The 13,576-nt window shown below is 42.3% G+C and carries 9 protein-coding genes; 6 read left to right on the plus strand and 3 right to left on the minus strand.

Features of this window, described 5'->3' with window-relative positions:
• Window positions 1-108: 108 nt before the first annotated feature.
• From OCW38_RS06910 to OCW38_RS06920, 3 genes are read right to left on the minus strand one after another with little or no spacing between them, the layout of a single operon-like run.
• Window positions 109-2,766, minus strand: coding sequence for an MlaD family protein (locus OCW38_RS06910; RefSeq protein ID WP_010440750.1), 2,658 nt, complete (start codon window positions 2,764-2,766; stop codon window positions 109-111).
• Window positions 2,753-4,090 carry a paraquat-inducible protein A gene (locus tag OCW38_RS06915; protein WP_261895556.1) on the minus strand — a complete coding sequence of 446 codons (1,338 nt, stop codon included), beginning with the start codon at window positions 4,088-4,090 and terminating at the stop codon, window positions 2,753-2,755. The genes OCW38_RS06910 and OCW38_RS06915 overlap by 14 nt, the downstream gene beginning before the upstream one ends.
• Before the next feature lie 54 nt (window positions 4,091-4,144).
• Window positions 4,145-5,941, minus strand: a complete 1,797-nt coding sequence (locus OCW38_RS06920; RefSeq protein WP_016799938.1) for an ABC transporter ATP-binding protein — start codon at window positions 5,939-5,941, stop codon at window positions 4,145-4,147.
• A gap of 89 nt (window positions 5,942-6,030) precedes the next feature.
• On the opposite strand from OCW38_RS06920, the gene OCW38_RS06925 reads away from it, so the two are divergent.
• From OCW38_RS06925 to OCW38_RS06950, 6 genes are all read left to right on the plus strand, one after another.
• Window positions 6,031-6,522: a GAF domain-containing protein gene (locus OCW38_RS06925; protein WP_010440756.1), complete on the plus strand. Its 492-nt coding sequence runs from the start codon at window positions 6,031-6,033 to the stop codon at window positions 6,520-6,522.
• A gap of 97 nt (window positions 6,523-6,619) precedes the next feature.
• Complete coding sequence (gene proQ / locus OCW38_RS06930) at window positions 6,620-7,243, plus strand: RNA chaperone ProQ (protein ID WP_261895559.1); 624 nt, start codon at window positions 6,620-6,622, stop codon at window positions 7,241-7,243.
• A gap of 17 nt (window positions 7,244-7,260) precedes the next feature.
• A complete protein-coding gene (gene prc, locus OCW38_RS06935) occupies window positions 7,261-9,255 on the plus strand; it encodes a carboxy terminal-processing peptidase (RefSeq protein ID WP_016767706.1) in 1,995 nt (664 codons plus the stop codon).
• A 299-nt stretch (window positions 9,256-9,554) separates the two neighbouring features.
• Window positions 9,555-10,238, plus strand: a complete 684-nt coding sequence (locus tag OCW38_RS06940) for a hypothetical protein (protein WP_010440762.1) — start codon at window positions 9,555-9,557, stop codon at window positions 10,236-10,238.
• A gap of 217 nt (window positions 10,239-10,455) precedes the next feature.
• On the plus strand, window positions 10,456-13,062 hold the full coding sequence (gene pepN / locus OCW38_RS06945; protein ID WP_261895562.1) for an aminopeptidase N: 2,607 nt from the start codon (window positions 10,456-10,458) through the stop codon (window positions 13,060-13,062).
• 243 nt (window positions 13,063-13,305) lie between these two features.
• The gene (locus OCW38_RS06950) at window positions 13,306-13,524 is read left to right on the plus strand and encodes a DUF2835 domain-containing protein (protein WP_261895564.1); all 219 of its coding nucleotides are present in this window, start codon (window positions 13,306-13,308) and stop codon (window positions 13,522-13,524) included.
• Window positions 13,525-13,576: the final 52 nt, after the last annotated feature.

A 13,576-nucleotide genomic window follows, 5' to 3' on the forward strand; every position in this document is an offset into this window, starting at 1 on the left:
TAAAGCAAAATGAGATTGTCCTAAACCATATTTGTTTCAAACAATAAAAATGCAGCTCAATGGCTGCACTTTTAGTTAAATTTATATGTACCGTAACAGAGGTTCGGCTTATGGCTTTGGTATAGCCGTTCTCCATGATTTCCATTCATCTTCCGCTTGCGGATATAAGTAGAAAGACTGGTCTTCACTTGCCAAAGGTTGTAGTTCATTCGTTGGTGGCGTTGAGAAAGTTATCCCACCTCTGATTAGGCTATCAACGGTCCCAGCTTTGATGTTTGCACCTGTGAGGCCAATAGAAACATCTACACCAGAAACGTTCCAAAATACACTGTTTGCACGGATCAAGTATGCGAATTCAGGCTTAATTTGAATCGTTGAGATAATGCGGTCTGCAAATTCGCCGAGCTGGACATCTATAACGGTACCTATTTCTAACTCACGAAATAAGATAGGCGTTCCTTCCGATACAGACCCTCGTGTTTCACTTTGCAGTTGGAATATCTTTCCTTCTGGCTGGACAGGCCCTTTGCTCAGTTTGAACTTCGTTTTTCTTTCACCTTGGCCCGGTTCGACGTTGATATATTTGGATATTAATGCGGAAACGTTCTTAATACCATTCAACCCAATCTCTGGTTCTGCGAGCCAGAAATGACTGTTAGCGACCGCAATTTTGTCGACATACTCGGGTAAAATGCGAGCCGTAATCTCAATGCCACCTTTGTTAAAGTTAGGAATAACTAAGGTCACTTCACCAACTGTGACACCTTGATATTTGATGGTAGTACCTTTGCTGACTTCTTGATCGCCTGCAGAAGTAATCGTAATGGCACGACCAAATTTACGAGCTGACTTCGAATCGTTATATAATTTCCATACGTCGCCTAGTTTGTTGTCGATTCCAGGTAACGAATCAAAGGCGATACCACCTTGAATCAGTGTTTTTACCGGTGCAGCTTTAATACTGATCCCAGCCAAAGACGCATCTACTTCTACACCAGATCGGTTCCAGAAAACAGTATGCTTGTTGATTAGGTGCGTATAGCGGTTTTCAATCGTAACTTTAATTCTTACGCCGCCATCAGCGAGTTGGAAATCTGAGATACTGCCGACTTGAAGATTACGATAGAGCAGTGGGCTTCCTTTGGAAATTGAAGGTAACTCACTAGCAAACAATGACAATGTTTTTGAACCAGTCTGATTGAACTTTGCTATCTCTGCCAATGATTTACTTTGAAATAGTTGATAATGGGTGCGAGATTGGTTTTTACCTTCGCTCACAAAGCTGATGGAGCCTGACAGTAATTGTTTAGCAGGTGGTACTGTTACACTTAATCCAGATTCTGTTAGTTCTGCAGTCGCGCTGCCTGTAACAAAGAATCGATTGTGGCTTTTAATCAAGTGAGAGTATTCGTTGTCGATTAAAGCATCCATGAACACTTCGTGCTTGTCGCTTCCAGTACCGACACCTTCTACTAACCCTACGTTAATGATAGAGCCCACAGCGATTCCCTTGTATAACAACTGGGTTCCAACATCTAAACCAAATGAATTGTTCGACGTTAGACGAATCGAGACCGACTTCTCCTGTTCCTGACTGAACTCATTCTTACGAATAGCAGTAAACTTGCGAGCCTTGTCACCTTCACCGGGTACCAAGGTAAGGAAATTGCCGGTTACCAAATTCGCGATGTTTTTCATCCCTGTTAGCGACAGTTCCGCTTCTTCTAGAACGAATTTACTGCCGCTGTTTAAAAAGTCACTGAATGCAGGTTGGATAGCAGCAGAAGCAATCACGTGTTCGCGACCTTCGCTCAAAGATAAGTTGGTGATTTGTCCAATTTCAATGCCTCTATACATGATTGGAGCGCCAGTCGCACTGATCTTGTTGTCGTCCGGAACGGCGATTTGGATCGAAATACCACGACCCGCAGTTTTTAAATCAGGGTAGAGCTTGAATTTGGTGTTCATCTCGACCGGTTGACCTTCTCCCGGTGAATCAACCGCAATTGAGCCTCCTAATAGAGCACTCAAGCTTTCTAAGCGAACATCAACGCCAGAGAAACCAATACTCGCCCCCAAGCCACTTACATTCCAGAAACGGCTTTGATCAGTGATTATGTGGCTATATTCATCTTTAATTGCAGCTTGAATTGTCACTGATTTCGCGTTGTCGTTGAGCTGGTAATTGTAGACTTCACCAATTGGAATCTTGCGATAGACTATTTGAGAACCAATAGACACGCCGCCGAGATCTTTAGTTGTAAGAGAGATGTTAAGCCCCTCAGACGCCAAGAGATCGGAAGGGGATGACTCCAATGCATGAAATACGGTTTCAGGTTCTTCTTTGGTTTCACTTGGGTGAATCGCAATATAGTTACCGGACACCAGCGCATCTAACCCAGAGATACCGGATAAGCTCGCCGTTGGTTTCACTAACCAAAAGCGCGTGCCTTTCGACAGTAACTTTTTAGCTTCAGGGTAGATATCAGCATCAACGTAAATATTAGATAGGTCTTTAGATAATGTGATGTCACGAACCATACCGACCTCTAAGCCTTGGTATCGAATGGTTGTGCGTCCTGCGACTAACCCCGCAGCGTCTGAGAAGTAGATTTGCACACGTTGACCAGCATCGTGTATTGACTTCATTACCAGCCAACCGGCGAGCACGACAGTCAAAATAGGAAGAATCCACAAAGGCGAGATGCCCTTGTTTTTCCTGACTTCTGGTGAATATGACGTTTGTGATTGGTTATTGTTGTTCATTCACTGACTCATCTTTAGAGGTGTAGTTATCCCAAATTAGCCTAGGATCTAAGCTTTCAGCTGCCAACATCGTGAGAACAACCACGACGCCAAAAGCCACAGCACCATAACCTGGTGTAAAATTTAAAATTTGCCCACGGTCGACCAAGGTCATCATGATCGAAATAACGAACAGATCCATTACGGACCATTTCCCCACCCATTTAACAATAAAGTAGATGGTCATACGTTGTCTGTGGTAGACCGCGCGCTTCGTTTGAATACAAATTAGGATGTAAGCAAGGCCAAGAATTTTTGCCACAGGCACGACAATACTGGCAACAAAAATGATCACTGCAATGCCATACATATCGCTATTAATTAGTGAAGCAACGCCTGAGAGAATTGTATCTTCCAGTCTTTGTCCGTTGGTAATCAGGATCGATATTGGAATGACGTTTGCCGGTATGATGGCGACGGTCGCTGCAAACAACAACGCCCACGTCTTTTGTACAGAGTAGGGCTTACGGTGATACAACTCATGATGACAACGCACACAAGCATGTCCATCAGGTTGAGATAGGTGGCAGTTATGACAATGAACGTTCTTACTCTCGGCGAACGCGTAGTCTGACTCTTTGGCCCATGCTTCCCAATAACGTCTCACACTAATACGACTTACCAGTAACACGCTACACAACTGCAATAGAATTAAACCTATCAATCCTGGGCCGACAAAAATGTCAGAGTAATCTTGTAGTTTGAAACAGGAAATCGCGACGCTTACCAAGAATACGTCTAACATCATCCAGTGTTTAAGGGTTTGGATAATCGCTAGCGAATAGCGAAATGGCACAAAAATCTTAAAACGTAGTGATACATGGGTGATGAGTACAGAACTGCACACCAGTAACGGTGCTATTGAGCTACAGAATAATATTAGTAAACCAAGTAGTGGGAAGTCTTCTCCCATTAACGTAAATACACCGGATGGCAATGTAGCTGGAATCATCACCCCAATCAGACGGATACTAATGAATTCAAAAAAGTGAGAAGGGATAAACAGCAACAGACAAGTGATGGCGATTGCTAGATTTCCGGAAAGACTCGGTGTACCACCTCGATAAAGTTGGGTGCCACATCTAGGGCAATACGCGGATTTGCCGTGTGGGATGTCCATTTTATCAACCGGGAGTTCGCAACCCTGACAAAGACGTACGGAGCTGCTGTCGCACTGGTGCTCGGTTGTTAACGAAGATTCAGCTGTTAACGGAGATTTAGTTGACAACTGGTGTTGAGTTGATAAAGGGGTAGTTAATGATGGGGAGGTCACGCGACCTCCCAAGTTGAAACGTAAGCCAGGCTTTTTATCTCACTTAAACGCTCGGAACAACATACATCAGGCGTGCGATTGCACACTGCCATAGAGTGTTTGATATAGTCCTTGCTGTTCAACCAATTCACCATGTGTTCCCGTTTGTGTCACTTGCCCGTCTTCTAAAACATAGATTAGATCGGCCTGTTTCACCGCTGATAATCGATGAGCCACAATCAAAGTTGTGCGATCTTTCAAAAATTCGCTTAATGCTTTGTGTAGTGCCGCCTCTGTTGCAGTATCTAATGCCGATGTTGCTTCATCAAGAATAACAAACTTCGGATTACTCAACACCATGCGGGCAATGGCTAGGCGTTGTCTTTGACCGCCAGATAAGCGAACGCCATTTCGGCCTATTTGAGTATCAAGACCATTACTCAGTTGCTTGATCACGTCTTGCATTTGAGCAACTTCTAGAGATCGCCATAACGACATGTCATCGTATTCGGCTCCAAGGGTCAGATTATGCCTCAATGTATCGTTAAAGAGTATAGGTTGTTGTAAAACAACGGCAATTTGACTTCGAATTACGTCAAAGCTAATGTCATCGGTGGTTTCACCGTTAAAGCGTATACAACCTGAATCTGCTTGATAAACCCCAATGAGCAGCTGGATCAGTGTTGATTTTCCACCACCACTAGCGCCGACTAAAGCGACTTTTTTACCTGCTGGAATATGCAGCGATAGTTTATTTAAAACAGTGTTTTCTGATGTGTAAGAAAATGTAACGTTGTCTATGTCTACTGTCACTTCTTTATCTTCATTGAACGGATTGATCTTACTTATCGGTCGTTTTTCTTCTTCTAATTGAAGTAAGTCGTTGATACGTTGCAATGCGGCTTTGGCGCTATACCAAGAGAATTGAATTCCCAGCAATTCTTGGACGGGACCTAACATGAACCATAAGTAACCAAATACCGCGAATATTTGACCAATGGTTAAGTCACTAAATAATACCATTAGCATCGCAACCGCACGGAAAAGCTCGAAGCCTAGTAAAAACAGCAAAAATGAAACACGACCTGCAGCTTCAGACTGCCATGCGTACTTGTCGGCATCGATTCTTACTTGGTTCGCTTGGACCTTAAGTTCATCTAGGAAAATTCGTTCTTTATTGGCTGCTCGTAGCTGATAAATGCCATCTAAGGTTTCTACTAAGCGGTTTTGAAAATGTTCGAAAGACTGATTTTCATACTTCTTAAGGTGTTTTACCTTACTGCCTAGTTTACGAGAAAAATAAATAACAACAGGATTGACCAGTAAGATGAAGAGACCTAGTCGCCATTCTAACCACAGTAGAACGATCGCCGTTCCGAGCACAGTTAAAAAGCTGATGATAAATTTAGATAGGGTAGAACCAATGAACTTATCAATGGTCTCTATGTCTGTAATTAGGTGAGCATTAATACCTCCGCTGCCTTTGGTCTCGTATTGTCGAATACTGATTCGGCCAAGCTTATCTATCATCTTACTACGCATTTGGTAGGTGATTGTTTTGGATACAAGCGTAAACTGACGTCCCTGCAGAATATTCAATGCTTGACTGGTCGTTCGCATGAGGATGACTAACAGCAAAGTTAGCGCAATGTAACCTGTGGGTGTTTGTAACGATGATGGAAGCAGGTGATTCATCATTTCTAAGCCAGAGGCCGGCTTATCAAGTAAAACTTCATCAACCATTAGTGGCATCAGCAACGGGATAGGGACACTAATGAGAGTTGCAAAAATGGCAATAATGTTAGCAAACAGTAATTTGGACTTGTGTTTTTTTACTTGAGTTATTAACCAAGAACGGCTAATAGTGTCTTCTGAATTGTTCATTGTAATGAGAATAAGTCCTATTTAGTTTGATGGCCGCATTTTACTGCGTTCTCTTGATAATGGAAGTCTCAATTTAATTGGAAGCTAATATGAAAATAGAACATTACCAACGCTTAACCAAACAAGCTGTTGCATTAATTGAATCAGAAACCGATCTAACTGCTAATCTAGCTAATATAAGTTCACTGTTGTTTATGGAATTGGATGAATTGAACTGGGCGGGTTTCTATTTAATAAAGCAAGACCAAGCTAAGGAAAAAGACGAACTAGTACTTGGTCCTTTTCAAGGTCAACCTGCTTGTGTGCGAATTCCTGTAGGGCGTGGTGTGTGTGGAACTGCGGTTGCGACGAATACAGTTCAACGTATTCATGATGTTCATGAGTTTGAAGGTCACATCGCTTGTGATGCTGCGAGTAACTCAGAAATCGTTATTCCGTTCTCAATTGACGGAAAAGTAGCGGGCGTTCTTGATATAGATAGCCCAAATGTTGGTCGTTTTTCGCAAATAGACGAAGACGGATTGACATTTTTCATGGCAGAAGTGGAAAAGCTGCTTAATTCGCACGCGAACAAGGCATAAATTATTCTCTTACTGTGGTTTTTCCCAAGCATCTCTCTATAATACGTAAAAATATTTTCTTAATGCTCGCGGAAAACCGCAAAAACCAGGAACCCACATGGAAAACACTGAAAAGTTAAAAAACAGCAAAGAAGTTATCGCATATATTGCTGAATGTTTCCCTAAATGCTTTACTCTAGAAGGTGAAGCAAAACCACTTAAAATTGGTATTTTTCAAGATCTTGCTGAACGTCTAAATGAAGACGAAAAAGTCAGTAAGACTCAGCTTCGTGCAGCGTTAAGACAGTACACATCATCATGGCGTTACCTGCACGGCGTAAAAGCTGGCGCAGATCGTGTTGACCTAGACGGCAACTCGTGTGGCACATTAGAAGAAGAGCATGTAGAGCACGCTAAAGCTACACTTGCTGAAAGCAAAGCTAAAGTGCAAGCTCGTCGTAAAGAACAAGCACAGAAAGCTCGTGAAGAAGGCAAAGCGAAACCTAAGGCGAAGAAAGCTCAACAGCCTCGTCGTCAAGCGCCTAAAGCTCCAAAAGTAGAAAAGCCTGTTGAAACACGCGCTTTGAACGCTGACGAATTTGTCGCTGGCAACGAAGTAAATGTGAACATGGGTAAAGGAAACATGGCTGCGACCATTGTTGAAATCAATAAGGAAGATGTGCGTGTTCAGTTAGCAAACGGCCTACAAATGGTTGTTAAAGCGGAGCACTTGCGCGCTTAAAGGAGATACTCCTACGCATGAAATGCCGTTCAAAATTGACACTGATTGCTGCTAGCTTTTGGCTAGCAGCTTCAGCTCAGGCTCTCGAAGCCAAATTAGATCAGGACGATTTACCTCTACTCGCTCCTGAGGTCCAACACGAAACTGCTAGTAAACGTGTTACTTCTCGATTTACTCGTTCTCACTATAAACACTTCAATCTCAACGATGATTTCTCTCAAGCTATCTTTAATCGTTACTTAGAGATGCTGGATTATAATCGTAATATCTTCACTCAAGCTGATATTGACTCTTTCGCTGCTTCATCCATACAAATTGATGATCAGTTGAAAGCAGGCAATAACCAGATTGCATTTGATGTTTATAATTTGTCTATGCAGAAGCGTTTTGAACGTTTTCAATATGCATTGTCTTTGCTTGATACAGAGATTAAGTTTGATACCGATGAAAGTATTGAACTCAATCGTAGTGAAGCTGAATGGCCAAAAGATATCGCTGAAGTGAATGAGCTTTGGAGAAAACGCGTTAAATACGATGCGTTGAATCTAAAACTCACTGGTAAAGAGTGGCCAGAGATTCAAGAAGTTTTGGAAAAGCGTTACAACAATGCGATGAAGCGTATTACGCAATCGCATAATGAAGATGCTTTTCAAATCTACATGAACGCATTCGCGCGTGAAGTTGATCCGCACACCAGTTACCTTTCTCCAAGAAATGCAGAGCAATTCCAATCTGAGATGAACCTATCTTTAGAAGGTATTGGCGCTGTGCTTCAGATGACAGATGATTACACCATTATTCGCTCATTAGTTGCTGGTGGCCCAGCGTCAAATAGCAAACAACTAAGTGATGGCGATCGTATTGTTGGTGTTGGTCAAGATGGCGAAGAGATAGTAGATGTTATCGGCTGGCGTTTAGACGATGTAGTGCAATTGATTAAAGGCCCGAAAGGGACCAAAGTTAAGCTACAGATTTTGCCTGATGGTAAAGATGCAAAAAGTCACGTTGTCACAATTGTACGCGATAAGATTCGTTTAGAAGACCGAGCTGTTAAATCAGAAGTCATCGAGAAAGATGGCAAGAAGATTGGTGTACTCGAAGTACCAAGTTTCTATGTTGGTCTATCTAAAGATACCGATAAACTGATCACCGAACTTAAAGAGCAAGGTGTCGATGGTATCATTGTCGATCTTCGAAATAATGGTGGTGGTGCACTCACTGAAGCAACCGAACTTTCTGGGTTGTTTATCAAAGAGGGCCCCGTTGTCCAGGTTCGTGATAGCTACGGTCGTGTCAAAGTGAACAGCGATACTGATGGTCAAATCAGTTACCAAGGTCCGTTGACGGTATTGGTGAATCGCTATAGTGCTTCAGCATCTGAAATCTTTGCAGCCGCGATGCAAGATTACGGTCGTGCAATCATTTTGGGTGAAAACTCTTTCGGTAAAGGTACGGTGCAACAGCATCGCTCTTTGAATCATATTTATGATTTGTTCGATAAAGAGTTGGGTTACGTTCAATACACAATCCAGAAATTCTACCGAATCAATGGTGGCAGTACGCAAAACAAAGGTGTAGTGCCTGATATTGCTTACCCAACGCCAATTGACCCGGCAGATACTGGGGAAAGTGTTGAAGATAACGCTCTGCCTTGGGATAGTATCGATAAAGCGAATTACTCAGTGTTACAGCGTAACGATGAAAAAGTTGCAGCTTTAACCGCTCAACACCAAGCTCGTATCGCGACTGACATGGAGTTTGGCTTTATTGCACAAGATATTGAAAAGTATAAAGCAGATAAAGATGATAACGACCTTTCTCTTAATGAAAAGATTCGTCAGCAAGAAAGCGATGAAGCAGATGTACTCCGCTTAGAACGTATTAATCAACGTCAAAAGGCTGCTAAGCAAGAAGCTTTTAAAACGTTGGATGATATTCCTAAAGACTACGAAGCTCCCGATGCTTACCTTGATGAGTCTGTTGCTATCATGCTGGATATGATCAAAAAGTAGAGCAGTTACCTATCAAAGGTGATTGTTTAAAGATACATAATTTAAAAAGCGAGCTTAGGCTCGCTTTTTTTATGCCTAATATTTGACAGAAATATTTGACAGAAATATTTGACAGAAATATTTGACCGTATCGGTCGGGATCGACGCAAAACACATCCAATATTCAGGGTATCTAGCTCTATTTTGCGTTTAATAATGACATTTAAGTTACTTCGCATTTAAAATTTAGTGACTTGGATCGTATTTTTTCGCTTTCTATTCATTACGTGCCTAAGCTTAAAGAAAACGAGGGGACGTTTATGAAATGGATTCTACTATTTTTATCTTGCGTAAGTTTTGTTGCTTTTGGGAGCGAGGTTGCTTCAAGCACGCAACAATCAAAAAGCGACAGTAATCTATCCCATTTTGATCTTCCTTTATTGCTTGGTGATTGGTATTTAATGAATCCGGAACCAGATCAAGGCACTGAAAATTTCAGGGCGATCAAATTGACCCTTGATTCTAATTACTCGTTCACCATTGATATTCAGAAGAAAGACTACAGCGTTGACCATTGGGAAGGTTTGTACAACGCCAATGAAGATACGCTCATCCTTGGTTTGAATACTTCAGAACCTCAGGTTTACGCCTATAGCAGTAATCACAATATGCTGAACCTTAATGGTGTTATGTTTACCAAAGCGTTGCCAAACGCCTTGGCTGGGATTTGGTCAAGTGCCGAACTTTCAGGTAGTGACTTGCGGGCAAGTAACATTCAAAAAATGGATTTAGTACTTCAACCTGACTTTGTATTTATGTTCCGAGTATCCGATGAAGTGGGCAGTGAAGTGGTTCGTCGTGGTGTTTATTACACAGAGGGTGATCAGTTGGTGCTCTTATATGAAAATGGTGAACACGGTACGCGTTACACACTAAATAGCGATGTGTTGACCCTTCAAGGTGAAGAGGGAGATATGTTTGCGGTGCTCAATCGTATTCGATAAGTATTCGGTTTATTTGTAAAACGCCGTTCGTTGATAATATGGTGTGCAGGTCATTTCTTAGGCGTTCCTTTCTGATTTGATTGAAAAAATAGCAAAACATGGAGGCATTTTCCAACAATGCCTTCTTTTTTTAACTTTCCTCTTGTGTTCTTGGCGTTCAACCTTTAGATATATACAGTTAAGAAAAATTACGTATAACGATCAAAAGGAACCCGTCATGGCACATACACCTCAAGCCAAGTATCGTAAAGATTATCAATCACCATCTCACACTATTTCTCAAATCGACCTTACTTTCGATTTGTACGATTCAGCATCCATCATTACGGCGGTGTCTAGTGTTAAGCAAGAGAGAGATAGCTCGACCTTAGTACTTGATGGTGAAGGCTTGAAGCTGGTTTCTGTTGTAGTTGAAGGTAACGAGTGGACTCAGTACGAGCTATCTGAAACTCAGCTTATTCTGAACGCTTTACCGAAAGACTTTACGTTGACCATCGTGACTGAGGTGAACCCTGAGGGGAACAGTGCGCTTGAAGGCCTATACAAATCGGGTGGTGCTTTCTGCACTCAATGTGAAGCTGAAGGTTTCCGTCGTATTACTTACTACATGGATCGCCCAGATGTTCTGGCTAAGTTCACGACAACTGTCATTGCGGACAAAGCAGAGAATCCATTCTTACTCAGTAACGGTAACCGAGTAGATCAAGGCGAAGCTGAAAATGGTCGTCACTGGGTGAAATGGCAAGACCCACATCCAAAACCAGCGTACTTGTTTGCTTTAGTTGCGGGTGACTTCGATGTACTTCGTGACGCATACACCACAAAATCTGGTCGTAATGTTGATTTGGAAATCTTTGTCGACAAAGGCAATCTAGACCGCGCAAACCACGCGATGGTTTCTTTGATTAACTCCATGAAGTGGGACGAAGAGCGTTTCAATCTTGAGTATGACTTAGACATCTACATGATCGTAGCCGTTGATTTCTTCAATATGGGTGCGATGGAAAACAAAGGCTTGAACGTATTCAACTCTAAGTTCGTTTTAGCTAATGACCAAACAGCAACAGATACAGACTACCTAGGTATTGAAGCTGTAATCGGTCACGAATACTTCCATAACTGGACGGGTAACCGAGTTACTTGTCGTGATTGGTTCCAGTTAAGCTTGAAAGAAGGTTTAACGGTGTTCCGTGACCAGGAGTTCTCTTCTGATCTTGGCTCTCGCGCAGTAAATCGTATCAACAATGTTCGTATTATCCGCGGGCCACAATTCGCTGAAGATGCGAGTCCAATGTCTCACCCAATTCGCCCAGAAAAAGTGATAGAAATGAATAACTTCTACACATTAACGGTATACGAAAAGGGCAGTGAAGTGATCCGAATGATCCACACATTGTTGGGTGAGGAAGGTTTCCAAAAAGGCATGAAGTTGTACTTTGAACGTCACGATGGCACGGCAGCAACGTGTGAAGACTTCGTAGCGGCAATGGAAGATGCGTCGGGTGTTGATCTGTCTCAGTTCCGTTTATGGTATAGCCAATCAGGTACGCCGACACTTTCGGTTGAAAGCCATTACGATGCAGAGAAGAAACAGTACACGTTAACAACTCGCCAAGTAACGGCTCCAACTCATGAGCAAACGGAAAAGCAAGCTCTACATATTCCTTTTGATATAGAACTGTACACAGCTACGGGTAATGTGATTGAGTTACAACGTAACGGAAGGTCAGTTCACAATGTGCTAGATGTGAAAGAGGCGGAACAGACTTTCGTGTTTGAAAACGTTTCTGAGCAACCGATCCCATCATTACTTCGTGAATTCTCTGCACCAGTGAAACTTGAGTACGATTACTCAGATGAAGAGCTGATCTTCTTGATGGTTAATGCTCGCAACGAGTTTTCTCGTTGGGATGCGGGTCAAATGCTACTGGCTAAGTACATCCGCAGTAACGTTGAAAGAGTTCAACAAGGTGAAGAGTTTGAACTTTCAATTTCTGTTGTAGATGCGTTCCGTGGAGTACTGCTTAGTGACTCATTGGAGCCTGCATTTATTGCAGAGATGCTTTCATTGCCAAGTCACAACGAAGTTTCTGGTTGGTATGATCGCGTCGATATCGATGCAGTTGCGTCGGTATTAAATGCGATGAAAGTGACATTAGCGAAAGAGTTGGAAGATGAACTGTCTGCGGTTTATCACAGTCATGCATTAACTGAATACACAATTGATCATGATTCGATTGGTAAGCGTACTCTGCGTAAAGTTTGCCTAAGTTACTTAGCACATACTGAACAGGGTAATGATTTGGTTGTGACTATGTATCAACAGGCAAACAACATGACAGATACTATGGCTGCAATGGGGGCGGCCAACAGTGCACAGCTAGCATGTCGTGAAACCTTGATGGCAGATTACAGTGACAAGTGGAAACGCGATGGCCTTGTTATGGACAAATGGTTTGCCTTGCAAGGTACAAACCCAAGTGCAAGCGCGCTTGACGTGATCAAAGCGTCGATGTCGCACCAAGCGTTCAGTTTGAAGAACCCGAACCGTACCCGTAATTTGGTTGGCTCATTCCTAAATATGAACCCGGTTCAATTCCATGACAAGTCAGGCCAAGGTTATGCGTTTGCTGGTGAAATCTTACGCGAGCTTAACAGCAGCAACCCTCAAGTGGCGTCGCGTTTAATAGACCCACTGCTTAAGTTCCGTAAATACGACGATGAGCGTCAAGCTTTGATCATAAAAGAACTTGAGACGCTCAAGAACATGGATAACTTAGCTAAAGATCTGTTTGAAAAAGTGAATAAAGCACTAGAGGCTTAAGTTAAGCGATAAAACAGGTAAACTAAATCAGTGACAGAGGAATCTGTCACTGATTTTTTGCTTTCAATGCTACTCAGTTTGTTAGAAGCCTAAATGTCGTTTTAAATCTTAAACATAGTATATGGACCATAGACGTATACGAACATAGGCATGTGCGAACATAGCTATAAGCGCTAACACTTTGCTAATTTTAACCCATTTGTGCCAAAAAACACCGGCACTGTATATTTATACAGGTATCGTATGAATCACTATATTTTCCAACTTAACATTTCGTATCAGCAATTCTTGGTGAGTTATTCTGGGGCGGCTAGCAAAGTTCAAGTGATAACAACAACAGGTTTACGTTTACAGTTACCTGCAACTCGGTTCAGACCATTTCTTACACAAATAGGGGTTAGAGGGCAGTTTAGGCTGACAACTGACCAAAAAAATAAGTTTATTAAGTTAGAAGCTCTGTAAAGCTTGGCGTGCCTAGTGAGTTAAAAGGAATCTTAATCACATAATCAAACAT

Source organism: Vibrio cyclitrophicus (assembly GCF_024347435.1).
Classification (GTDB): domain Bacteria; phylum Pseudomonadota; class Gammaproteobacteria; order Enterobacterales; family Vibrionaceae; genus Vibrio; species Vibrio cyclitrophicus.

Coding starts and splice junctions, on each gene's coding strand:
- OCW38_RS06910 (WP_010440750.1), bottom strand. CDS start 2,766: ATGAACAACAATAACCAATCACAAACGTCATATTCACCAGAAGTCAGG.
- OCW38_RS06920 (WP_016799938.1), bottom strand. CDS start 5,941: ATGAACAATTCAGAAGACACTATTAGCCGTTCTTGGTTAATAACTCAA.
- OCW38_RS06925 (WP_010440756.1), top strand. CDS start 6,031: ATGAAAATAGAACATTACCAACGCTTAACCAAACAAGCTGTTGCATTA.
- proQ (WP_261895559.1), top strand. CDS start 6,620: ATGGAAAACACTGAAAAGTTAAAAAACAGCAAAGAAGTTATCGCATAT.
- prc (WP_016767706.1), top strand. CDS start 7,261: ATGAAATGCCGTTCAAAATTGACACTGATTGCTGCTAGCTTTTGGCTA.
- OCW38_RS06940 (WP_010440762.1), top strand. CDS start 9,555: ATGAAATGGATTCTACTATTTTTATCTTGCGTAAGTTTTGTTGCTTTT.
- pepN (WP_261895562.1), top strand. CDS start 10,456: ATGGCACATACACCTCAAGCCAAGTATCGTAAAGATTATCAATCACCA.
- OCW38_RS06950 (WP_261895564.1), top strand. CDS start 13,306: ATGAATCACTATATTTTCCAACTTAACATTTCGTATCAGCAATTCTTG.